This window comes from Sphaerisporangium krabiense (genome assembly GCF_014200435.1).
Lineage (GTDB): Bacteria > Actinomycetota > Actinomycetes > Streptosporangiales > Streptosporangiaceae > Sphaerisporangium > Sphaerisporangium krabiense.
In genome coordinates, this window is record NZ_JACHBR010000002.1 from 723,818 (window position 1) to 745,756 (window position 21,939).

General features: G+C 72.9%; 20 protein-coding genes. 12 read left to right on the top strand and 8 right to left on the bottom strand.

The window, feature by feature from the left end; translation table 11 throughout:
* Positions 1–54 precede the first annotated feature (54 nt).
* From BJ981_RS31210 to BJ981_RS31235, 6 genes are all read left to right on the top strand, one after another.
* The gene (locus tag BJ981_RS31210; protein WP_184616977.1) at positions 55–2,082 is read left to right on the top strand and encodes a hypothetical protein; all 2,028 of its coding nucleotides are present in this window, start codon (positions 55–57) and stop codon (positions 2,080–2,082) included.
* Between the two features lie 192 nt (positions 2,083–2,274).
* Positions 2,275–3,894, top strand: a complete 1,620-nt coding sequence (locus BJ981_RS31215; RefSeq protein ID WP_184616978.1) for a Na+/H+ antiporter — start codon at positions 2,275–2,277, stop codon at positions 3,892–3,894.
* Between the two features lie 63 nt (positions 3,895–3,957).
* Positions 3,958–5,145, top strand: coding sequence for a Gfo/Idh/MocA family protein (locus BJ981_RS31220; protein ID WP_184616979.1), 1,188 nt, complete (start codon positions 3,958–3,960; stop codon positions 5,143–5,145).
* Positions 5,146–5,169: 24 nt separating this feature from the next.
* The gene (locus tag BJ981_RS31225) at positions 5,170–5,538 is read left to right on the top strand and encodes a DUF8711 family protein (RefSeq protein WP_184616980.1); all 369 of its coding nucleotides are present in this window, start codon (positions 5,170–5,172) and stop codon (positions 5,536–5,538) included.
* A gap of 56 nt (positions 5,539–5,594) precedes the next feature.
* On the top strand, positions 5,595–5,936 hold the full coding sequence (locus tag BJ981_RS31230) for a YidH family protein (RefSeq protein WP_184616981.1): 342 nt from the start codon (positions 5,595–5,597) through the stop codon (positions 5,934–5,936).
* The gene (locus tag BJ981_RS31235) at positions 5,933–6,280 is read left to right on the top strand and encodes a DUF202 domain-containing protein (RefSeq protein WP_239139257.1); all 348 of its coding nucleotides are present in this window, start codon (positions 5,933–5,935) and stop codon (positions 6,278–6,280) included. Before BJ981_RS31230 ends, BJ981_RS31235 begins: the two co-directional genes overlap by 4 nt.
* Positions 6,281–6,311: 31 nt before the next feature.
* Here BJ981_RS31235 and BJ981_RS31240 read toward each other — a convergent pair whose 3' ends face one another.
* Positions 6,312–7,427 (bottom strand): ferritin-like domain-containing protein, encoded by a 1,116-nt coding sequence (locus tag BJ981_RS31240; protein ID WP_184616982.1) that lies wholly within the window; start codon positions 7,425–7,427, stop codon positions 6,312–6,314.
* Between the two features lie 93 nt (positions 7,428–7,520).
* Between BJ981_RS31240 and BJ981_RS31245 the strand changes: the two genes are divergently transcribed.
* Complete coding sequence (locus BJ981_RS31245; protein WP_184616983.1) at positions 7,521–8,255, top strand: TetR/AcrR family transcriptional regulator; 735 nt, start codon at positions 7,521–7,523, stop codon at positions 8,253–8,255.
* 52 nt (positions 8,256–8,307) lie between these two features.
* Here the strand turns inward: BJ981_RS31245 and BJ981_RS39725 are convergent, their stop codons facing one another.
* Positions 8,308–9,558: an aggregation-promoting factor C-terminal-like domain-containing protein gene (locus BJ981_RS39725; protein WP_372436908.1), complete on the bottom strand. Its 1,251-nt coding sequence runs from the start codon at positions 9,556–9,558 to the stop codon at positions 8,308–8,310.
* Positions 9,559–9,976: 418 nt separating this feature from the next.
* Here BJ981_RS39725 and BJ981_RS31255 point away from each other — a divergent pair, with 418 nt between their 5' ends.
* Positions 9,977–10,465 (top strand): glutathione peroxidase, encoded by a 489-nt coding sequence (locus BJ981_RS31255; protein WP_184616984.1) that lies wholly within the window; start codon positions 9,977–9,979, stop codon positions 10,463–10,465.
* On the opposite strand, the gene BJ981_RS31260 is transcribed toward BJ981_RS31255, so the two are convergent.
* Positions 10,462–11,457 carry a LacI family DNA-binding transcriptional regulator gene (locus BJ981_RS31260; RefSeq protein WP_239139256.1) on the bottom strand — a complete coding sequence of 332 codons (996 nt, stop codon included), beginning with the start codon at positions 11,455–11,457 and terminating at the stop codon, positions 10,462–10,464. The two genes, BJ981_RS31255 and BJ981_RS31260, sit on opposite strands and share 4 nt — an antisense overlap.
* A 166-nt stretch (positions 11,458–11,623) precedes the next feature.
* On the opposite strand from BJ981_RS31260, the gene BJ981_RS31265 reads away from it, so the two are divergent.
* The 4 genes from BJ981_RS31265 (at position 11,624) to BJ981_RS31280 (ending at position 16,312) form a co-directional block, all read left to right on the top strand.
* Positions 11,624–12,841: an ABC transporter ATP-binding protein gene (locus BJ981_RS31265; protein ID WP_184616985.1), complete on the top strand. Its 1,218-nt coding sequence runs from the start codon at positions 11,624–11,626 to the stop codon at positions 12,839–12,841.
* Positions 12,842–13,103: 262 nt separating this feature from the next.
* Positions 13,104–13,925, top strand: coding sequence for a fibronectin type III domain-containing protein (locus BJ981_RS31270; RefSeq protein ID WP_184616986.1), 822 nt, complete (start codon positions 13,104–13,106; stop codon positions 13,923–13,925).
* Entirely contained in the window at positions 13,915–15,672 is a 1,758-nt protein-coding gene (locus BJ981_RS31275) for a DUF4012 domain-containing protein (RefSeq protein ID WP_184616987.1), read from the top strand. The genes BJ981_RS31270 and BJ981_RS31275 overlap by 11 nt, the downstream gene beginning before the upstream one ends.
* Positions 15,656–16,312 carry an arsenate reductase/protein-tyrosine-phosphatase family protein gene (locus BJ981_RS31280; RefSeq protein ID WP_184616988.1) on the top strand — a complete coding sequence of 219 codons (657 nt, stop codon included), beginning with the start codon at positions 15,656–15,658 and terminating at the stop codon, positions 16,310–16,312. Before BJ981_RS31275 ends, BJ981_RS31280 begins: the two co-directional genes overlap by 17 nt.
* Here the strand turns inward: BJ981_RS31280 and BJ981_RS39515 are convergent.
* From BJ981_RS39515 to BJ981_RS31305, 5 genes are read right to left on the bottom strand one after another with little or no spacing between them, the layout of a single operon-like run.
* Positions 16,195–17,640: a tyrosine-protein kinase domain-containing protein gene (locus tag BJ981_RS39515; protein WP_184616989.1), complete on the bottom strand. Its 1,446-nt coding sequence runs from the start codon at positions 17,638–17,640 to the stop codon at positions 16,195–16,197. The two genes, BJ981_RS31280 and BJ981_RS39515, sit on opposite strands and share 118 nt — an antisense overlap.
* Positions 17,641–17,643: 3 nt before the next feature.
* Positions 17,644–18,681, bottom strand: a complete 1,038-nt coding sequence (locus BJ981_RS31290) for a glycosyltransferase family 4 protein (RefSeq protein WP_184616990.1) — start codon at positions 18,679–18,681, stop codon at positions 17,644–17,646.
* Positions 18,678–19,676, bottom strand: a complete 999-nt coding sequence (locus BJ981_RS31295; protein ID WP_239139255.1) for a GDP-mannose 4,6-dehydratase — start codon at positions 19,674–19,676, stop codon at positions 18,678–18,680. Before BJ981_RS31295 ends, BJ981_RS31290 begins: the two co-directional genes overlap by 4 nt.
* 59 nt (positions 19,677–19,735) lie before the next feature.
* Positions 19,736–20,698, bottom strand: coding sequence for an NAD-dependent epimerase/dehydratase family protein (locus BJ981_RS31300; RefSeq protein WP_184616992.1), 963 nt, complete (start codon positions 20,696–20,698; stop codon positions 19,736–19,738).
* Positions 20,695–21,903, bottom strand: coding sequence for a glycosyltransferase (locus BJ981_RS31305; RefSeq protein ID WP_184616993.1), 1,209 nt, complete (start codon positions 21,901–21,903; stop codon positions 20,695–20,697). Before BJ981_RS31305 ends, BJ981_RS31300 begins: the two co-directional genes overlap by 4 nt.
* Positions 21,904–21,939 lie beyond the last annotated feature (36 nt).

Here is a 21,939-nt window from a genome sequence, read left to right on the forward strand (position 1 = left end):
GGTTTTCTGAGGTTGAGTGGACGAATAAAGGCTGGTTAAAGCACGATGTCTGCCATGTCGGAAGTTGTCCCACTGCCATCGTTCGGTGAGGTGTTCTTCGACGCCCGGGGCCAGGAGCGCGTCCTCCGGGTCACCTGGCACGACGGCACGCTGGTTCTCAGCCTCTGGCGAGGCGAGATGTGCACCGCCAGTTTCCGCATGCCGATGGAGGACGTAGGCCGCCTGCTCGACACCCTGGAAGAGGGGTACGCCGAGGCGGGCGGCGAGTACGCCGACGGGGGCCACGGGCACGAGGGCGACCACGGCGACTACGCCGACGAGGGCGAGTACGCCGAGTACCCCGAATATCCGGGCACCGGGCAGTACGCGAGCCCCGCGCGCGGCGAGGACGAGCACGGCGAGTACACGCAGGCGCTGCAGTACCCCGGCGACCACGACGACCCCGACCACGCCGACGACCGGTACTCCGAGCACTACGCCGACGGCTACGCGGGCGAGGACGACCACGGTCACGACCCGGCGTACGGCAGGGCGGCCGAGGGCCAGGTCCCCGCGCACGGTCCCAAGGACGTCCTGGTGGCCCGGGGCTCCGTGCCCGCCGCCGACAAGCTGGTCGCCTCCGGCCCGCGCCCGGCCGACGCCGCTCCCCGCGAGGAGCGCGCGGCCGAGTTCGCCCCCGAGGGCAGGGGGCCGTCGCGGGCCCCCGCGCACGTGCCGCCGCAGGCGCCGCCCGCCCCGGCCGAGTACCCGGGCGCCATGCCGATGCCCAGCACCGGCGCGCAGGCCGTCCCGCCCGGCGCCGCCGAGTACGCCGCCCGCGGCGAGTACGGCGAGCGTCCCGGCCGCCGCGCCGCCACCGACTACCAGCCGCCCTCCGACTACGCCGCGGCGTCCCCTGAGTACGACCGCGCCTCCGACTACGACCGGACCTCCGAGTACGGCCGGGGCGTCGACTACGACCGCGCCCCTGAGTACGACCGCGCCCCTGAGTACGACCGGCCGCCCGGATACGACCGCGCCCCCGAATACGATTCCGCCCCGGGACGCGGCGCCGCGCCCGACTACGACCCGGTCTCCGAGTACGGCCGGTCCCCGGAGTACGGCCGCGCGGCCGGCCCCGCCCAGGAGGACTACGGCCCGCGCCCGGTCTACGGCTCCCCGTCCGAGCCGCCCGCCGGCGCTCCCGAGTACGGCGCCGGGTACCAGGGGGGCGCCGAGCCGGGTGGCGGTGAGTACGGCCGGGCGCCGCAGTACGGCGGCGTGCCCGACTACCGTGGCGTGGCCGACCACCCGTCCGATCCGGCGCAGTACGGCGGCCCGCGGGACCAGGCCCCCGCGTACGGCGCCGGGCCCGACTATCCGGCGCCCTCGCAGTACGGCGCTCCTGGCGCCGAGCACGGCGGCCCCGCCGACCCCGGCGTCAATCCCGACTACACGCCCCCCAGCGGGTACAGCTTCGACGCCGAACGCCTGGCCGCGCCGGCGGAGGGCCCCCGTGGCGACTACGCCGCTCCCGGCGGGTACGCCCCACGGGAGGACGCGGGCGGGTACCCGCCGCGCGAGGAGCACGGCCCCGGCGGCTACGGCCCGAGCGACCATGGCGCGACGGGCGAGTACGGCTACGGCCGGGCGCCCGCCGACCCGCAGGACCCGTTCGCCGCCACGCCGCCGCTGGACTATTCGGGCCGCCCGGGCTACGGCGGCACGGCCGAGTTCCCTCCGCCGTCCGAGTACGGCGGCGCGCGGTACGGGGCCGACCCGGGTGACGTCGTGCCCCGGGAGAACCTGATCGTCAACGACTCCCTGCCCTTCGGCGCGCCGCCCGCCGGCCACCAGGCCGGGGACGCCGAGGAGTACGGCTGGGGCAACCACCGCCAGGGCCAGACGGCCGTGGACCCCGCCGACCCCCTCGGGCTGGGGTCGATCGCCCCGCAGCCGATGGACTCCACCGACCCGCGGCTGTCGCGCCCGTACGTGCCGGACGCGGTGAACACCACCGGCGAGCGCGCGCGCCCCGAGGGCCGTCCGCACCCGGACGAGGCCGGGCGCGGCTACCCGGAGGAGAAGGGCCGCGAGTGGTGACGCGCACCCCCTGACAGACGTGCCACGGCCGCCGCCTCCCGTGGGGGCCGTGGGAACGGTCGCGCAACGGCCGGTGTCGGGCGTCCGGCCATGGGAAGGCGGTGCGGGGACGGGGGCGGCGCACTGCACGTACGAGGCCGTCGCCCTGATGACAAGCTGCTTTGCCGCGCTTGACCACTTATTCTACTGATCATGGATCTCACGACGGTGTTGCAGCTCGTGCTGCTGCCCGCCGGTGCGGTGGCGGTGGCCGGATTCGCACGATGGCGAGGTTGGTCGGTCCCGTTGCTGCTCGTCTCCGCCGGCCTGGTGGTCGGCCTGATCGCGGCACAGGTGCCCGGCGCCCCCGAGTACGAACTGGACCCCGAGCTCGTCCTGTTCGGGTTCCTGCCGCCCCTGCTGTACTCGGCCTCTCTGGACAGCTCCTACCTGCGGCTGCGCGACGTGCGCCGCCCGGTGGCGCTGCTGTCGATCGGGCTCGTGCTGTTCAGCGCCGCGGTCATCGGCCTGCTGACCCACCTCCTGGTGCCCGGCCTGCCGCTGGCCGCGGCCTTCGCCCTGGGCGCGATCGTGGCGCCGCCCGACGCGGTCGCCGCCATCGCGGTGGCCCGCAGGCTCGGCCTGCCCCGCAAGATCATCACGATCCTGGTGGGGGAGAGCCTGTTCAACGACGCCACCGCGCTGACGGCCTTCCGGGTCGCGGCCGGGGCGGCGGGCGGGGCCGGTCTGGTCGTGGGCGGGGTGGGCTTCACGCTGGTGACCGCGGCGGGCCAGCTCCTGTACGCGGCGGGCGTGGGGCTGGCCATCGGCCTGGTGCTGGCGTTCGCCTTCGGCAAGCTGATGAACGTCGTGCGCGATCCGCTGATCACGAATGCGATCTCGCTGCTGATCCCGTTCGGGTCCTACCTCGCGGCCGAGGCGGCGCACGCGTCCGGGGTGCTGTCGGTGGTGGTGGTGGGCGTCTACCTGGGCCATCGCATGAACCGCACGACGTACGGCACGCGGGTGGTGTCGTACGCGGTGTGGAAGGTGGTCGACTTCCTGCTGGAGACCGTCGTCTTCCTGCTCATCGGCCTCCAGCTCCCCCTGATCCTGCGCGGCCTGGCCGGGCAGGATCCCGTGCGCGTGGCGGGTTACGCCCTGGCGGTGTTCGCCGCGGCGATCGTGGCCCGCGTGATCTGGGTGTTCGCCGGAACCCACCTGCCGCGCATGCTGTCCGCCAAGATCCGCGCCCGGGAGGAACGGCCGCCCGCCTCGCACATCATGGTGATCGGCTGGGCGGGCATGCGCGGGGTGGTGTCCCTGGCCGCGGCGTTCACGCTCCCGGCGGACTTCCCCGGCCGCGACCTGATCCTCTTCCTGACCTTCGTCGTCGTCATCGGCACGCTGCTGGTGCAGGGGCTGTCGTTCCCCTGGCTGATCAAGAAGCTGCGCGTCACCAGCGAGGCGGAGGTCTTCCGGGACAACCTCTCGGAGGCGGCGGCGCAGCAGGCCGCGGCGGGGGCGGCGCTCGCCCGGCTGGAGGAGCTGACCAGGGAGGGCGTGCTGGAGACGCACGCCGACGTGGTCGACCGTCTGCGCACGCACGCCGAGCGCCGCGCGATGGGCGCCTGGGAGCGGCTCGGCGGCGGCACGGGCCCGGAGGGCGAGGAGACCCCCAGCGCGCTGTACAAGAGGCTGCGGCGGGCCATGCTGGAGGCGGAGCGCTCGGTGCTGGTGCGCATGCGCGACGAGCGGCGCATCGACGACGAGGTGCTGCGCCGGGTGACCCGGGAGCTGGACTACGAGGAGGCGACGCTGGCCCGCGAGTAGCCGCGATCTGCCCTAAAGTGCCTATTTGTGTCGATAAACCGGCATAAACCGGCAGGAGGCATCATGGCGCGGGAAGCGGTGGAGGGCGAGGATCTGCGGATCGGCGTCGCGGGGTTCGGCCTGCGCGGGCCGGTGGCCGTCGAGGCGCACCGGCCCGGACGCGGCAGCCGGGTCGTGGCCGTCTGCGACACCGGCGAGGCCGGCCGGGAGGCCGCGCGGCGCGCGCTCGGCCCGGTGCGCCTCACCGGCGACTTCGCCGACCTGCTGGAACCCGGCATCGACGCCGTCATGATCCTGACCCCCGACCACACGCACGCCGGGCTCGCCGTGCGGGCGCTGGAGGCGGGCAAGGCGACCTTCGTCGAGAAGCCGCTCGCCGTCACCCTGGAGGACTGCGACCGGGTGCTGCGCACCGCCTACGAGCGGCGGGCCCGGCTGTACGTGGGCCACAACATGCGGCACATGCCGGTGGTGCGCGTGATGCGGCGGCTCGTCGCCGAGGGCGCGATCGGCGAGGTGAAGGCCGTCTGGTGCCGCCACTTCGTCGGGGACGGCGGCGACTACTACTTCAAGGACTGGCACGCCGACCGGCGCAACACCGGGGGCCTGCTGCTGCAGAAGGGCGCCCACGACATCGACGTGATCCACTGGCTGGCCGGGTCCCGCACGGCGCGGGTGACCGGCATGGGCGGCCTCACCGTCTACGGCGAGATCACCGACCGCGCCCCCGGCCTGCCGCAGGACTGGTACGACCCGGCGCGCAACTGGCCCCCGCTGGCGCAGAAGGGCCTGAACCCGGTGGTGGACGTCGAGGACCTATCGATGATGCACATGCTCCTGGAGAACGGCGTCTACGCCAGTTACCAGCAGTGCCACTACACCCCCGACTACTGGCGCAACTACACCGTCATCGGCACCGAGGGCAGGCTGGAGAACTTCGGCGACCTCGGGGCGGGCGCGGTCGTGCGCGTGTGGAACGCGGGCCGCCGCGCCTACGATCCCGAGGGCGACCTGACCGTGCCGGTCGTCGCGGGGGAGGGCGGGCACGGCGGGGCGGACGAGGAACTGGTCGATGAGTTCGTCCGGTTCGCGCGCGCGGGCGGCGCGACGGACACCTCGCCGGTGGCGGCCAGGGACAGCGTCGCCGCCGCGCTGGGCGCGACCGAGTCGCTGCGTGGCGGTTCGGTGCCGCTGGACGTGCCGCCTCTGGCCGGCGATCTGGCGGAGTATTTCGCGAACGGCCAGTTCTAGGGGAATTCGGTTAGGGTCGAACGCATGCGACTCCTCCCCCTGGCCGCGGCCGCGGCCGTCGGATTCACCGTGCTGACGACGGGGTGCAGCACCGTCGACAAGGCCCAGGCCTGCATCGAGGCCAACCGGGTGCTCGCGGACACCGCCGCCAAGATCAGCGGTCTGGTGGACGACCCCAAGGCGATGGAGCAGGCCCTGCGGGACGGCGCCGTCAAGCTGGAGGGCGTGGCGGACAAGGCGGGCAACACCACGCTCAACGAGGCCCTCCAGGACCTGGCGGACACCTTCAAGAAGCTGAACATCGACGACGCCAACGCGGCCGTGGACGCGGCCCAGAAGGTGGCGACCGACACCGCGCGGACGGTGAACACGATCGCCCAGGAATGCACGTGATATTGGCTAAAACCCAACTACTCTAGGGGAAAAGGGCATAAACTACCCTTTTTTCTATGGACGTGGAAGGAAAGGAGCCGGACCCGAGGTTCACGCTCGCCAACGAGCGTACGTTCCTGACCTGGCTCAGCACCTCGCTCGCGCTCAGCGCCGGCGGCCTGGCCATGGCGGTCGTGCCGAAGGGCGTCTTCGTGCCCTGGGTGCGGGTCGGGCTCGCGGTCGTGCTCGTGATGCTGGCGGCGCTGGCGGCGGCCCTGGCCTATCCCCGTTGGCGGGGCGTGCAGCGCGCCCTGCGGCGCGAGGCGCCGCTGCCCAGCCTCACGTTGGCCCCCGTGTTCGGGTACGGGGTCGCGGCGGTGGCCGTGCTGGCGCTCGTCCTCATCCTCGTGGCCGGGTGAGCGCGGTGCCCGGTGAGGACGGCGGGGGGGAGCGTCCCGGCCTGTACGTCGAGCGCACGCTGCTGGCATGGATGCGCACGGCCCTGGCACTGGCGGCGGGCGGGCTCGGCGCGGCGGGCGCCGCGGCGCGGCAGTCCGGCGACGGCATCGGGGCGCTCCCGTTCGTGCTCGTCGCGCTGTGCGGGGCGGTCCTCCTCGCGCGTACCAGCGTGCGCTACTGGCGCGCCGAGCGGGCGGTCCGGGAGGGCGGCCCGCAGGACGTCCATGTGGACGTGATCATCGCCTGGCTGGGCACGCTCGCCGTGGCCGTGGGGACGGCCGTCTTCGTGGTCATCACGGCCTGAGCCCACGGCGGACGGGCGCGATGGGCGGCGATCAGCCGGAGGCGCCGAGCTCGACCGTGGCGGCGACCTCGGCGGCCCGCTCGGCCTCCTCGGCGGCGAACCGCTCGGTGTCGAGGCGGTCGGCGATCTCCTCGTCCTGCCGCATCAGCGCGTCCAGGTTCTGACCCGCCATGTCCAGCACGCCCATGTCGGCGTACGCCTTCTGCAGCCGCTCGCTCCACAGGCCGATGTCCTTGACGCAGGGCACGATGCGGCTGAACAACAGGGAACGGAAGAGCCGGAGGTACTGCGACTCGTCCACGGCCTTCATCGCGTCCTTGACCTCCTGCGGCGACAGGCCGAGGTTCTCCCACTGCTCGACGCCGCGCAGCCGGTCGCGCATCAGGTAGCAGCCCTCGATGACGAAGTCCTCGCGCTCGCGCAGCTCGGCGTCGGAGAGCTGCTTGTAGTAGTCGCGCAGGGCCATGCGGCCGAAGGCGACGTGCCGGGCCTCGTCCTGCATGACGTAGGCGAGGATCTGCTTGGGCAGCGGCTTGGTGGTGATGTCGCGCATCACGCCGAACGCGGCCAGGGCCAGGCCCTCGATCAGCACCTGCATGCCGAGGTAGGGCATGTCCCAGCGCGCGTCGCTCAGCGTGTCGTCCAGCAGCGCCTTGAGGTGCTTGTTGATCGGGTAGGCGATGCCGACCTTCTCCTGCAGGAAGCGGGCGTAGGTCTCGGCGTGCCGGGCCTCGTCCATGGTCTGGGTGGCGGCGTAGAACTTGGAGTCCAGGTCGGGCACCGACTCCACGATGCGGGCCGAGCAGATCATCGCGCCCTGCTCGCCGTGCAGGAACTGCGAGAACTGCCACGACGCGCCGTGCCGCCTGACCTCCCTGCGGTTGTTCTCGTCCATCTTGTGCCACAACGGGGTGTCATAGATGGCGATCGACGTGTCGGGGAGGCCCAGCACGTCGTAGGGGTCGACCTCCAGGCCCCAGTCGATGCGCTTGACCGAGTCCCACTGCTTGTCCTTGCCCTTCTGGTACAGGGCCAGCATCCGATCGCGGCCTTCATCGTATTCCCAGGTGAAACGGGAAGAACCGGCCATCGTCACATCCCAGGTCGAAAGCTCCGCGGGGATGGTGTAGATCTCGTGCGTCGACACAGGACCTCCAGAGGGGGACGTACACCGTACGTGCTCTTGGGAGAGTGACACGTACGCTGTACGTACGTCAATGCGCGAGGAGACGACGCACTCATGCCCGAACCCCTCACCCGAGCCCGCATCGTCGCCGCGGCCATCGACCTCATCGAGCGGGAGGGCGCCGACGCGATCTCGATGCGGCGCATCGCGGCCGATCTCGGGGCGGGGGTCATGTCGCTCTACAACCACGTGCCCAACAAGGCCGCGCTGCTCGACGCCGTGGCCGAGAGCGTGTACTCGCGGATCGAGTTCACCGACGACCCCACGGCCGAGTGGACCGAGCGCGTCCGTGCCCAGGCCAGGGCCTTCCGGCAGATCGCGCACCACTACCCGCGCTCCACCATGGTCGTCATCAGCCGCCAGCTCAGGTCGCCCGCGGGCATCCTGCCGGTGGAGCACGCCCTGGTCACGCTGCGCGAGGCGGGCTTCGGCGGCGAGGACGCCGTGCGGCTGCTGCGCACGTTCATCGCCTACATCATCGGCTCGCTGCTGCGCGAGGTCGGCGTCACGCCCACCTTCGCGCCCGCGCAGGGCCAGGACAAGACCCCTGTGGCCGACCCCGCGCTGTTCCCCGAGGTCGGCAGGCTGGCGCCGCTGCTCGGCTCCTGCGACCACGAGGACTCGTTCGAGTTCGGGCTCGACATGCTCATCCGGGCCGCCGCCGACCGCCTGCAAGAGGTGAGGGCGGCCGCCCGGGACGCGGAGGCGGAGGAGCGCTCCGCGGAGGAAGAGGCGCGGAGCGGCGGGGAGGCCGCCGGGGCCGCGCGCAAGGGAAGCGCCCGGGGGTGATCCCCCGGGCGCCGGAGTGCTCCCTTCCCCTGGGCACTCGCGCGCGGCGCTGTCAGTACCAGTTGTGCGACCGGAAGTGGCCCCACGCGCCGCAGGGGGAGCCGTAGCGCCCCCGGATGTACTTCAGACCCCACCGGATCTGGGTCGCCGGGTTGACACGCCAGTCGTGCCCGACGCCGACCATCTTGTTCCCCGGCAGCGCCTGCGGGATCCCGTAGGCGCCGGACGAGGGGTTCTGCGCCCGGTGGTTCCAGTTGCTCTCCCGGGTCCACAGGCTGTCCAGGCAGTGGAACTGCGTCACCGGCCAGGCGCGCCGGGTGACCATGCGGTAGGCGATCGCCTTGTTCCTGCCCTTGGGCGTCTGTGGCGCCCACACCTTCACGGCCGGGCGCGCGCTGGTCGTCCACACGCGGCGATGCACCCGGTAGGGCGCCTGCCACGCGGCCGTCGCCGGTGCCTTGGCCGTGGCCGGCGCCTGGACGGCGGCCTTGGTGGTGGCCGGGGCCGCGGGTGCCTTGGCGGCCTTGGTGGTGGCCTGGGCGGCGGGCGTCCTGGCGGTGGTCCTGGTCCCGACCTTCGCCGTGGCGGGCGCCTTCGCGGTGGTCCTGGTGGTGACCTTGGCCGCGGGCCGGAGCGCCTTGGCCGCTTTGGCGGCTCTGACGGCTCTGGTGGCCTTGCCCTTCGCCGCCGCTCTGCCCGCCGTGGTGGCCTTGGCCGCCGTGACGGTCTTCGCGGTGGCCTTCGCGCCCGGTACGGCGGCCTTTCCCGCCGCCTTCGCCGGGGTTGTCGCCGGCGTGGTCGCCGGCAGCCGCACCGCGCCCGCGCGGGTCCACACCGGGCGGGCCGGTGGTTCGGCGCCCGTGTGCGCCGCGCCCGTCGCCGGCCTCTCCGCCGGGACGGCCGCCGTCTCCCGCGCGGACTTGTCCATCTGCTCGACGTACGCCGCGTAGGCCTTCGCATAGGCGGCGTACGCGGTGTAGACCTGCTGGGCCGCCTCGTGTCGCGCACCCGGGGCCACCCCGCCCGCGTGGGCCGTGCCCACCGCCTGCGCCGTCTCCGCGGAGTGGGCGGCCTCGACGGGCTGAGTGGGCTGAGCGGCCTCGGCGGGCCCGGCGATCGAGGGCCCGGCTTCGACGGCGGGGGTCCCCTCGGGGACCAGGGCCGCCTGTGCCGTCTCCGTGACGGTGCCCGCCGGGCCGTCGACTCCGGCGGTGGCCTGGGCCGCGCCCGCCATCGCCGCGTTGACGGCGACCGTGGCGATGAGCGCGGCGACGGCGCCATGAATAGCGCGTTTACTGTCCAAATCTGTCCTATTCATCGGGTCGCGTGCGGAGGGGGCCGCCAGGGGCGGCCGCTCTCGTCGCGCGCCGGTGGCTCCAGGCGTGCGACGTCCGCGCGGCCGTTCCGGAGTCTGTTGAAGACAGGGCGAAGCTGTCTCCCGGAAGGCGCCGCGACGTGTTCTAGGGCGGTTTCTAATCGGTGCCCCGCGCGCCGCCGGTGTTCCGCGACACGCTCCGGGCGGATGTTTGCCATCGGGGCATGACATCTCTGCCGTCTCGCGGGGCCTGGTTGGCGCGCGCCGCGCGGGAGATGAGCCGGGCGTGGCCGGGAAATGCCGCCGCGTTGAGGTTTGGCGCGGGCCAGGCCCACGACACAGGCGGTGTGGTGAATTGGCTCACGGCGAGCCGCGCTCCGAACCGATGCCCCCTTAGGGTGGCTTCATGAGTCTTCGGGATATTCCGGTGCGCACGCTGGACGGCGCGCCGACGACGCTCGGCCGGCTGGCCGGCGACAAGGTCGTCCTGCTGGTCAACGTGGCGTCCAAGTGCGGTCTGACCCCTCAGTACACCGGGCTGGTCGAGCTCCAGGGACGCTACGGGCCGCGCGGGTTCACCGTCGTCGGCGTGCCGTGCAACCAGTTCGCGGGGCAGGAGCCCGGGACGGCCGAGGAGATCCAGGAGTTCTGCTCCGTCACCTACGGCGTGGACTTCCCCCTGCTGGAGAAGGCGGACGTCAACGGCGAGGACCGTCACCCGCTGTACGCCGCGCTGGTGGAGCTGCCCGACGCCGAGGGCGCCGCGGGCGACGTCCAGTGGAACTTCGAGAAGTTCCTGATCGGCAGGGACGGCGAGGCGGTCGCCCGCTTCCGCCCGCGCACCGAGCCCGGGGACGCGGCGGTGACCGGGGCGGTGGAGAAGGCGCTCGGCTAGCGCCGCGCCGCGCAGCTGCCCCTGACGATCAGCTCGGTGGGCAGCGTCACCCCCCGCGTGCGGCGGCCCTCGCGCAGCACCAGCTCGGCCGCGCGGTAGCCCATGTCCTGGGCGGGCTGCGAGATCACCGTGAGCGGGGGGGAGCACAGCTCCGCCCACGGCACGTCGTCGAACATGATCAGTGAGACGTCGCGCGGCACGCGCAGGTCGAGCTCGCGTGCCGCGAGCACGGCGGCCTCGCCGAGCATGTTGCCGCCGGCCAGCACCGCCGTCAGGTCGGTGCGGTGCTGCAGGAGCCCGGCCGCCGCCGCGTAGGCCGAGTCGCGGGTGGCGCGCGCCCGCACGATCAGCTCCTCCTCGACCGGCAGCCCGAGCGCGGCCATCGCCTCGCGGAAGCCCCGCACCCGCTGCTCCTGGCCGTGCCGCGCGAGGAAGGCGACGCGGCGGTGGCCGAGCCCGGCCAGGTACTCGACCGCCGTGCGCATGCCGGAGCGGTCGTCGGCCACGACGGCGGGGACGTCCTCGCGTCCCCGGACCGGCCGCTCGGCGAACACGACGCTCAGCCCGGCGCGGAAGGCCGGGCCCCACATCTCGCCGTCGCCGGAGGGCACGGCGATCACGCGTTCCACGCTCTCCTCGATGAGGGAGCCGATCAGCTCGGCCTCCCGCTCGGGGTCGTCGCGGGTGGCGCCGATCATCACCGGTTCGCCCGCCGCCTGCGCGCAGGTGAGCACGCCGTCGGCCAGCCGGGCGTAGAAGGTGTCGGTGATGTCCGGCACGAGCAGGCCGATGCCGCCGGTCCGCCTGCGGCGGAGGTTGCGGCCGAGCGCGCTCGGGCGGTAGTCGAGCCGCGCCGCGGCGGCCAGGACCTTCTCGCGCGTCGCCGGGCTCGCCGACCCTCCCGACAGCACCCGCGACACGGTCGCGACCCCGACCTCCGCCGCCTCGGCCACGTCCTTGATCGTCGTACGCCGCTGCTCGCTCATCCGCATGGAAACGATTCCATCATGGTTTCCATGGGTCGGCCAAGCCCGCACCGGCATCCGAAGAGGTGAAGCGCCTATTTTTCTGGAGGGCTTGACAGAGATGTCCGGTTCAGATGAGATTCATGAAAACGTATCCACATCCGGCGGCACCCCGGACGCACGAAGGACTGCCATGGCATCAATCGTTCTGCGCAACGTCGACAAGATCTACGCCGGCGGAGTGAAGGCCGTGAACGGCCTCAACCTGGAGATCAGGGACGGCGAGTTCATGGTGCTCGTGGGCCCGTCGGGATGTGGCAAGTCCACCGCGCTGCGCATGATCGCCGGACTTGAGGACATCAGCGGCGGCGAGATCTCCATCGGCGACCGGGTGGTCAACCACCTGCCGCCGAAGGACCGCGACATCGCGATGGTCTTCCAGAACTACGCCCTCTACCCGCACATGACGGTGGAGGAGAACCTGGCGTTCGGCCTCAAGCTTCGCAAGATGCCCAAGGCCGAGATCGCCAAGCGCGTTCAGGAGGCCGCCAAGATGCTCGGCCTCGACCAGTACCTCAAGCGCAAGCCCGCCGCCCTGTCCGGCGGCCAGCGCCAGCGCGTCGCGATGGGCCGCGCGATCGTCCGCGAGCCGCAGGCGTTCCTCATGGACGAGCCGCTGTCCAACCTGGACGCCAAGCTCCGCGTCTCCATGCGCGCCTCGCTCAACACTTTGCACGAGCGCCTCGGCGTCACCACGGTGTACGTCACCCACGACCAGGTCGAGGCCATGACCCTCGGCGACCGGGTCTGCGTGCTGCGCGACGGCATCCTGCAGCAGGTCGACACCCCGCAGAACCTCTTCGACAGCCCGGTCAACCTGTTCGTCGCCGGCTTCATGGGCTCCCCGTCCATGAACTTCGTCAACGCCGAGCTCGTGCGCGGCGACGGCGGCGCCGCCGTGGTGTTCGGCGGCCACCGGCTCCCGGTGCCCGACTCGACGTTCGCCGAGAAGCCGGGCCTTGACCAGTACCTGGGCAAGAAGCTGATCCTCGGCATCCGCCCCTCCGACTTCGAGGACGCCGCGGCGGCCAACGGCGGCGCCGGCGGCTGGGCGCGCTTCCCCGCCCGCGCGGAGGTCACCGAGGAGCTGGGCAGCGAGATCAACGTGCTGTTCCTCATCGACGCCCCGCCGGTCGAGCACCGCGACACCGTCGCCGCCCAGGACAACGAGGACGACGAGGCCGCGCTGCCCCTGGTCGGCGACAAGTCGCTGTGGACCGCCCGCGTGAACTCCCGCAGCCACGTCCGCCCCGGCCAGAACATCGAGCTCGCCGTGGACGTCCACAACCTGCACTTCTTCGACACCGACAGCGGCCTGGCCGTCGGCCACCCCGCCAACGTCGGCCGCTGAGGCGCTACAGACCACTTCTCCATCCCTGCGGAGAGCCCCCGCCGTGTACCCCTCCCACGGCGGGGGCTCTTCGCGTTCAAGGAAGGCGGAACGGGAAGGCGATGGTTCCGCAAAACCGGTGCGCCGGACGCCTGACGTCCCGCTTAGGTGCATAGAACGGTTGCGTCGACATCTCGCTCGGCTTACGGGCGATGTCTCCCACAGCCGGAAACGCGCCCATCGGAGAGTCTGAATGGCTGGGAAACGCACCATACCTATGTTTGTGGCATTGATTCTGACCGGGGTGACCGGGTCGGGAACCGCGTCGGCGGCAACCGTCGTCACCGCGTCGGCCGCCGCGGGGCCCGTCGCGCACGTGGAGCAGTCCGTGTCCCGTGTCCCGGCCGTGCCTCCGAACGCACCGAGGAATCTGCGGCTCGTCCAGATCACCGCCAACCTCATCAGGCTGCGGTGGGATCCGCCCGGGGGCGACCCTTACCCGCCGCGCCCCGGCGTGGTCGCCTACGACATCTACGCCACCGGCTCGCCGTTCCGGCTGATCGCCACGGTGCCCGGCACCGTCCTGACCTACCTGAACCGGCGCCGGTTCTGCGACACGGTCTCGTACTTCGTCAGGGCACGGAACGCGGCGGGCGAAGTGTCGGCGCCGAGCAACGTCGTCACCCGCCACCGCTCGGAATGCAAGCGGCACCATGACGAGGACGCCGTGGACGACGAGTTCGACGCCAGGAACAAGAAGGACGATGTCGTCGACGACAGGCACCACCACGACTCCGGGAACGACCAGGAGATCATCAGGGCCGACAAGGTGCTCGCCCTTGAAGACTCCTCCAACGGCGGCGGCGGAGGCCACGAGTCCGACCACCACGAGGGACACGGGGGCGCGGGCGCGGAGGCGCACGCGGCCGGCGGACCGAAGGCCGGCGGCGAGGAGCACGCGGCCGAGCAGCACGCCGGCAAGCAGCTCCCCTTCACCGGCGCGCCCGTGGCCGCGCTGGCCGGAGTCGGCGGGGCCCTGCTGGTCTCCGGAGCCGCCGGTGTCCTGATCTCCATGCGGCGCCGCCGATCCACTGGTGCGCGCTAGAAGGCGCCGGCGCGTCGCCGCCGCCGCGCTCCTGCCGGTTCTCGTCCTGACGTCGTACGGGGGCTGGTCGGCGTATGCCGGGCTGAGCGTGCGCGACCACCTGCAGGCGACCAGGGACGCCCTGGTGCACCTGCGCGCGGTGATGAGCGCCCGTGACCTCGCCCGGATCCGCGTGACGCTGGCGGACGCCCAGCGTCACGCGGCCGAGGCGCGGCGCCTCACCTCCCGCGCCGACTGGGCGCTGCTCACCCACCTGCCTCTGGTGGGGGACGGCGCCACGACCGTGCGCGGGATCGCCGCGTCGGCCGCCGAGGTCACCGGCGTGCTGACCGGCGTCCAAGGGGTCGGCGCGTCCCTCCTCACCGCCGGTTCCGGCGCCGACGACGCCGACCGGCTCCTGAACGGTCTCAGGACGGCGGCCCCGGTCCTGCACGGCGCCGCCGCCCGGCTCACCCGGGCCCGCGACCACCTGGCCGCCACTCCCGCCCGCACCCGGGTCGCCTCCCTGGACGAGGCGCGGGGCAGGCTCCTGTCCGAGCTGGACCGGCTGCGCGGCTGGATCGGCTCCGCGGCGACCGCCGCGGAGCTGCTGCCCCCCATGCTCGGCGGCGACGGCCCGCGCCGCTACTTCCTGGCCTTCCAGACCAACGCGGAATCGCGGGGGACCGGCGGTCTCGTCGGCGCCTTCGGCATCCTGTCCGCCGACCACGGCCGTGTCCGCGTCACGCGGCTGGCAGCCAACAACGACCTCACCCCCGGGGCCCGCCCCGTCGTCGACCACGGCCCCGCGTTCCGCGAGCGGTACGGCGAGGGCGCGGCCACGCTCCTCTCGGTCTCCAACCTCTCCCCGCACTTCCCCTACGCCGCCGGCACCTGGACCGCGCTATGGGAGCGGAAGACCGGCCGGCGGCTGGACGGCGCCCTCGCGATCGACCCGGTCGGCCTGTCCTACGTGCTCGCCGTGATCGGGCCGGTCACGCTGCCGGGCGGGGAGCGGGTGACCGCCTCCAACGTCGTCGACCTGACCGAGCGCGCGGCCTACGCGCGCTATCCCGACCCCGTGCGCCGCAAGCGCTTCCTCATCGCGATCGCCGCGGCCGTCGGCGAGGCGCTGCCCAAGGCGTTCCCTGCGCCCTCCCACCTGCTGCCCGTGCTGAAGCCCATGGCCGAGGAGCGCAGGCTCCAGATCTGGAGCCGCCACGCCGCCGAGCAGCGCCGCCTGTCCGGCACCGCGCTCGGCGGCGTGCTGCCGCGGCGACCGGGGCCGTACGCCGGGCTCGTGGTCAACAACTCGGCCGGCGGCAAGCTGGACTACTACCTGAACCGCTCGGTGGAATACACGCTGGGCCCCTGCCGGGGCGGCCGGCGGTCGTCGCGCGTGCGGGTCCGGCTCACCAACGACGTGCCCGGCGTGGCGCTGCCGTCCTATGTCACCGGCAGGCTGGACAGCCCCGACCGGCCGCACGCGCCCGGCTCCAACCTGCTGTGGGTGTCGCTGTACGCCGGGGTGGGCAGCGAGCTCACCGGGACCCGGGTGGACGGCCGCACCGTCTGGGCCCGCACGGAGACCGAGAGGTCCCACCCGGTCCACTCCATCCTCCTGGAACTCGCGCCCGGGCAGTCCAGGACGTGGGAGCTCGACCTCGTGGAGCCGGCCTCCGGGGCGGCTCCCGTGGTCCCGGCGCAGCCCTTGGCCCGTCCCCAGCAGAGCCGGGTCGACCAGGATCGGCATGGCTGCCCGCCCTGACCCGTGGTGCCCCGCGCCGCGCGAGGAGGGCTTCCGCCTGCTGTTCGTCTGCACCGCCAACATCTGCCGCTCCCCGATCGCCGAGCGGTACGCCCGCGCCGCGCTTGGCGCGGGCTCACCCGTCGTCGTGGCGAGCGCCGGCGTGTGCGCCGTGCCCGGACGGCCGATGGCCCGCGGGGCGGCGCGCGCGCTGGAGAGGCTGGGCGGCGACCCTTCGGGGTTCGCCTCGCGCCGGGTCACCTCGCGGATGCTGGAGGAGGCCGACCTGGTGCTGACCGCCACGACCGCGCACCGCGCGGCCGTGGTCCAGAAGTGCCCGCGGATCTCCGGCCGGGCCTTCACCATCGCCGAGTTCGGGGCGCTGGCCGGGGCCGTGCCGGCGCGGTCCCGTGCGGACCTCGCCCGGGCGGGGGGCCCGGCGATGCGGGCCCACCTCCTGCTCGCCCGGGCGCGGGCGCTGCGCGGGCTGGTCCGCGTGGAGGAACCCGACGTGGCGGATCCCTACGGCGGACCGGGCCGCGCCTACAGGTCGGCCGCCCGGCGGATCGCCGAGGGACTGTCGGCACTGCTGGAGACGCTGACCGCCGCGGCCGCTCCGACCTCGGCCGGCCGGAGCGGCCCGTCCTGCACCGGCTGGTAGGAGCCGTCGTATCCGTAGGTGTGCTTGGTCTTGGCGGGCACGTGGTTCAGCACGCCTCCCACCACGCGGGCGTTGATCGACGACAGCAGCTCGGTCGCGCGCGCGATGTGCCCCGTGCGCGTCCTGCCGTGCCGGGCGATGAGCAGGGTGCTGTCGCAGATGGCGGCCAGCGAGGCGGCGTCGGTCACCGGCAGCAGCGGGGGAGTGTCGATGATGACGATGTCGTAAGTGTCGGTGAGCGTGGCCAGGAGCTTGCGCATCCCGTCGGAGTTGAGCAGTTCGCTGGGGTTCGGCGGGATCCGCCCGCTCGGCAGCACGGTGAGGGACGGCGGCCCCCAGGTCTGGGCCACGTCCTCCAGCGCGGCCGAGCCGATCAGCACGTCGGTGAGCCCCGCCGATCCTTCGAGGCCGAACTGGGCGGCGACCCGGGGACGGCGCAGGTCGGCGTCCACGATCGCCACCCGCCAGTCGGCCTGGGCGAGCACGATGGCGAGGTTGACCGCGATCGAGGTCTTGCCCTCCCCGGCCAGGCAACTGGTGACCACCAGCGAACGCGGCCGCCGGTCGACGCTGATGAACTGCAGATTCGTGCGCACCGCCCGGAACGCCTCGGCCCGGGACGAGATGCCGTGGTCGCGGATGATCAATGGGTACCGCTGGGCGTCACGCTCGCGCCCGATCACCCCGATCGTCGGGCTCTTCGACATGGCCTGCAGCGTCTCGGGCGTCTTGATGGTGGTGTCCAGGCGATCGCGCAGCACCAGCGCCCCGACGACGGCGGCCAGGGCGATCAGCTCCGCGACGAGCAGGTTGACCAGCGGACGCGGGCTGACCGGCCTGACCGGGATGCTCGCCTGGTCCACCACCGTCACCCTGATCGTGGAAGGGCTGGACCGGCTCGGGCGCTCCAGTTTGTCGATCACCTGGGGGAAGACCACGCCCAGCTTGTCGGCCAGCCGCGCCGCGCGGGCGGGTTCGCTGTCGGTGACCGTGACCCGGATCAGCGTGGTCATGGGAATGGCCTCGGCCTTGATGCCGGCCTGGACGCGCGCGACCTCGCCCGGGCCGGCGATCTGGCCGACCACCCGCCGGCTGGACACGAGGCTCGCGTACGACTGCACCCGCTGCTGGGAGAGCGCGCCCGCCTGGATCGCGGTGGCGAGGCTGCCCTCCTTGTCGTATCCCGTCACCAGCAGGTCGATCTGCGCCTGGTATCGGGGCGGCGTCTTGGCGGTGACGACCATGGCCACGGCGGCGGAGGCGATCAGCGTCAGCGCGATGATCGCCCAGTGCGCGCGGATGAGCCGGAGGTAGTAGAGGCCTTGCACGGATCAGCGCCTTTCGGTGATGCGGACGGCGGGTTCGCCGGCGGTTCCTGGCACCGGGCCGTGCGCCTTCTGCAGGAGCCCGATGAGCACGATGGCCGCGGCGACCGCGGTGACCGCGGTGATGAGGGGCGGGGTGAGATTCAAGGTCATCGCCAGGTTGAGCGCCCCGGAGAGGACCGCCGCGCCGGCCAGGACGAGGGTCGTGACCCCGACGCTGAGACCGAGCGCGTTGAGGCGGTGGGACAGGTGGTCGGTGGCGCCGAGCAGCAGCGGGCGGCCCGCGCGCGCCCGGGACAGCAGCACCACCCCGGTGTCGACCGTGGCGACGAACGTGGGCAGGAGCAGGCTCCCGATCACCTGGTCCGGGCTCTGGTCCCGCGCCACCGCCGTGGCGGAACAGGCCACGACGAACCCGATGAACAGCGAGCCGGAGTCGCCCATGAACACCCGGGCCGGCGTCCAGTTGTGCAGCAGGAACCCCACGCCGGCGCAGCACAGCGCGGTCAGCAGCATGCCGATCGCCGGCCGGCCGGCGACGAACGCCGTGACGGCGAGCGGGGCGGCGCCGGCCGCCGTGATGGCGCCGAGCGAGCCGTCCTGGTTGTCGAGCAGGTTGAACGAGTTGGTGATCAGGACGATCCACAGGATCGTCAGCGGGACGTCCGGCCAGCCGCCGGTCACGGGGGCGTGGAGCCCGCTCAGCACGACCCCGGCCGCCGCCACCGACTCGACGCCGAGCCGGGCGAAGGGCGAGAGCGGGGCGATGTCGTCGATCAGGCCGAGCAGCGCCACGGCGACGGCGGCGCAGACCACCACGGCGAGCGTGAGGTCGCCCAGGCCGGCGATGACGACCACGGGGGCGACGGTGCCCAGCATGATCGCGACACCCCCGAGGTAGGGGATCGGGCGGGCGTGCGCCTTGTACCCGCCCGGGCGGTCGGTGATGCCCCAGCGGATCGCGAGCCGGCCGAGCGGCCCCGTCACGAGCCCGGTGAGCAGGAAACCGGCCAGCCCGGTCATGAGGATCGTGGAGGCGTTCATCGCGGGGACGCCACCAGTTCGCCCTGGGCCTCGACGATGGTCTCCCGCAGGATGTCCAGGAGCGTGCGCCGCGGCGTCCATCCGGTGAGGGCGTGCAGCTTCGCGGTGTCGGGGACCCGGCGGGTCATGTCCTCGAAGCCCGTCTCGTACGCCTCGGCGTACGGGATGTTGTCGATCCCGCTGGTCGCCCCGGTCAGCTCGATGATCATCTTGGCCAGTTCCAGGATGGTGATCTCGTGGGACGCGCCGACGTTGAACGTCTCGCCGATCGCCTCCTCGCGGTCCAGCAGCTCCAGCAGCGCCACCACCACGTCGGCCACGTGGGCGAAGCACCGGGTCTGCGTGCCGTCGCCGAAGACGGTGAGCGGCGTGCCGCCGAGCGCCTGCCGGATGAGGCGCGGGATGACCATCCCGTAGGCGGGGCTCTGCCGGGGGCCCACCGTGTTGAACAGCCGCACGATGACCGTCGGCAGGCCGCGTTCCTTGTGGTAGGCGTTGGCGAGGATCTCGTCCACCGCCTTGGCCGTGCTGTAGGCCCACCTGACCACCGCCGGGCTGCCGAGCACGCGGTCGGAGAGCTCCGACAGCGGGCCGCTGGAGTTCTTCCCGTAGATCTCGCTCGTGCTGGTGATCAGGATCTTCCTGCGGTAGCGGTGCGCCGCCTCGATCACGATCTCCGAGCCGCGGATGTTGGTCGTCAGCGAGCGCAGCGGGTGGTCGACGATCAGCTTCACCCCGACGGCGGCGGCGAGGTGGACGACGACGTCGCACCGGTGCACCAGCTCGTCGACGATGAGCTCGTCCAGCACCGAGCCCTGGACGAACCGCAGGCGCGGGTGACCGAGGACGTGCTCGATGTTGGCGATGCGCCCGGTCGACAGGTTGTCCAGGACGCACACGGAGTCCCCGCGCGCGAGCAGGGAGTCGGTCAGATGGGACCCGATGAACCCGCTCCCGCCGGTTATCAGGTAGGTCTTCCCTGGCGAGTCGTTCACGGTTGCTCCTGTCAGCGTGCGAGGACGTCCTTGGTGGTCGATGCGGTGGATGTGTTCCATCAGAGCGCGGCGTCGATCTCGTGCGGGACCGGGCGCGTGAACGTCCGGAACCAGGCCACCGTCCGGCGCAGCCCTTCCTCCAGCGGGACGGGCCGCAGGTCGGGGAAGAGTTCTCCGAGCAGCTTGGGCGAGGACCGCGAGTCGTGGATGTCACCGGCCCGGGGCGGCAGGAAGGACGCCTCGACGGGGCGGTCCAGCACGGTCGCGAGCGTGTCCCTCAGCTCCAGCAGGGAGACCCGCGTGCCGAACGCGAGATTGACCGGCACGGGGCTGGTCACGCCGCGGGCCGACGCCACGGCCAGGACGTCGGCCACGGATTCGACGTAGGTGAAGTCCCGGGCCTGGGTGCCGTCGCCGTGGATCGGGACCGGCTCGCCGCGCAGCGCCGCCGACACGAACGCCGGCACGACGGCCGCGTAGGCGTGGTCGGCCGGTTGCAGCGGCCCGTAGACGTTGAAGAACCGGAACGCCAGCACCGGAAGGCCGTAGCTGTGCCCGTAGGCCAGCGTGTAGCTCTCCGCGGCGAGCTTCCCGGCGCCGTAGGGGCTGAGCGGCCGGGCGGGCAGGTCCTCGTGCTTGAACGCCGCCGCGCTGTCCCCGTACACCGAGGACGACGAGGCGACGATCACGTGCGGCCCGGTGCGCCGGCATGCCTCCAGCACGTTGACGGTGCCGGTGGCGTTGACGACGTGCGAGGTCAGCGGGTCCTTCAGCGACCTGGGCACGGACGGCACGGCCGCGAGGTGGATCACCGTGGTGGCGGCGGGGACCAGCTCGGCCAGCAGCTTGCGGTCCAGGACGCTGCCCATGACGAAGTCGGCGTCGACGCCGGCGAGGTTGACGAGGTCCCCGCCGGTGAGATCGTCCAGGACCGTGACCCGCTCGACGTCGGGCCGCGCGGCCAGCGCGCGGCACACGTTCGCGCCGATGAACCCGGCCCCGCCTGTGACGAGCACTCTCATCTGTCCACCTCCGTGGTTTGTGGCCGGCGGTCGCGCGCGGCCGCCCGGTGAAGGGCCCGGTACAGGGCCTCGGTGTCGGAGACCAGGCGTTCGACGGCGTAGGAGGAGGTGGTCCACCGGCGGGCGGCCTCGCCCATCGTCCGGGCGAGGCCGGGGTCGGTGAGCAGCCGCACGACGTGGCCCGCCAGCTCGGCGGGGTCGCGCCCGGCCAGCAGGCCGGTCCGGCCGTCCAGCACCACTTCGCCGACGCTGCCCACGCGGGTCGCCACGACCGGCACCCCGGCCATGCCCGCCTCGATGAGCGTGAGCGGCGTGCCCTCGTTGTCCGAGGTGAGCAGGACGACGTCCGCGGCCGCGTAGACCGTCTCGGTGTCGCCGCGCCAGCCGGTGAACACCACCGGCCCGGGAAGCCGTGCCGCGGCGCGCTCGGTCTCCTCGCGCAGCTCGCCGCCGCCGCAGACGACGAACCGGCAGCCGGGGACCCATCCGAGGACGGCCTCGGCCGTGGCGAGCAGCCGGTCCGGCCGTTTCACCTTGGTCAGCCGTCCGAGGAAGGCCACGACGGGCGCGTCCATGGGCAGGTCCAGGTCCTTCCTGGCCGTCTCGCGGGACGGCGGCGGGCGCAGGCCGACGCCCGGGGGGATGACGACGTACTGGCCGGGCCTGCCGATCCCGGCGGCCAGCAGGTCCTCGCGGACGCGGTCGCCGACCGTGACCAGCCGGTGCGACACCGTGGCCAGCGCCCGCTCGGCGCGGACGTACGCGGCGCGCTTGGCGCCGGTGAAGTATCCGTCGAGCAGGTGGCCGTGGAAGGTGTGCACCCGGGCGGAGCCGGCCCCCGACAGCACGGAGGCGAGCCGGCCGAGGGCTCCCGCCTTGGCCGTCCGGGTGTGCACGACGTGCGGCCGGAAGCGGCGCATGGCGGCGACGAGGTGGGCGAGGGCGCGCACGTCGTCGGACGGCCTGATCGCCCGGCCGAGCCCGTGCACCCGGTGCACCCGGAGGGCCGGGTCGTCCGGGTGCCCGGCGAGCACGCCGAGCCCGGGATGGTCGGCCTCGTCCTCCTCGACGTGCCCGGTGTACAGGCGGTGGTCGAATTCACGGTGGTTCAGCCGTTCGATGAGCCCGGATATCTGGGTCGCCGGCCCTCCGACGTTCAACCGGGCGATTATCTCCATGACGCGGATGCGGCTGTCGGACTTCACGCGCGCTCCTTGGCGGTGTGCCTGGGTCACGTCGAA

What these genes read in the sequence shown, in the direction of transcription:
- BJ981_RS31215 (WP_184616978.1), top strand. Translation starts at nt 2,275, where the DNA reads ATGGATCTCACGACGGTGTTGCAGCTCGTGCTGCTGCCCGCCGGTGCG.
- BJ981_RS31280 (WP_184616988.1), top strand. Translation starts at nt 15,656, where the DNA reads ATGGCTGCCCGCCCTGACCCGTGGTGCCCCGCGCCGCGCGAGGAGGGC.
- BJ981_RS31260 (WP_239139256.1), bottom strand. Translation starts at nt 11,457, where the DNA reads ATGCGGATGAGCGAGCAGCGGCGTACGACGATCAAGGACGTGGCCGAG.
- BJ981_RS31300 (WP_184616992.1), bottom strand. Translation starts at nt 20,698, where the DNA reads ATGAGAGTGCTCGTCACAGGCGGGGCCGGGTTCATCGGCGCGAACGTG.
- BJ981_RS31225 (WP_184616980.1), top strand. Translation starts at nt 5,170, where the DNA reads ATGCGACTCCTCCCCCTGGCCGCGGCCGCGGCCGTCGGATTCACCGTG.
- BJ981_RS31265 (WP_184616985.1), top strand. Translation starts at nt 11,624, where the DNA reads ATGGCATCAATCGTTCTGCGCAACGTCGACAAGATCTACGCCGGCGGA.
- BJ981_RS31230 (WP_184616981.1), top strand. Translation starts at nt 5,595, where the DNA reads ATGGACGTGGAAGGAAAGGAGCCGGACCCGAGGTTCACGCTCGCCAAC.
- BJ981_RS31245 (WP_184616983.1), top strand. Translation starts at nt 7,521, where the DNA reads ATGCCCGAACCCCTCACCCGAGCCCGCATCGTCGCCGCGGCCATCGAC.
- BJ981_RS31210 (WP_184616977.1), top strand. Translation starts at nt 55, where the DNA reads ATGTCGGAAGTTGTCCCACTGCCATCGTTCGGTGAGGTGTTCTTCGAC.
- BJ981_RS31290 (WP_184616990.1), bottom strand. Translation starts at nt 18,681, where the DNA reads ATGAACGCCTCCACGATCCTCATGACCGGGCTGGCCGGTTTCCTGCTC.
- BJ981_RS31220 (WP_184616979.1), top strand. Translation starts at nt 3,958, where the DNA reads ATGGCGCGGGAAGCGGTGGAGGGCGAGGATCTGCGGATCGGCGTCGCG.
- BJ981_RS31255 (WP_184616984.1), top strand. Translation starts at nt 9,977, where the DNA reads ATGAGTCTTCGGGATATTCCGGTGCGCACGCTGGACGGCGCGCCGACG.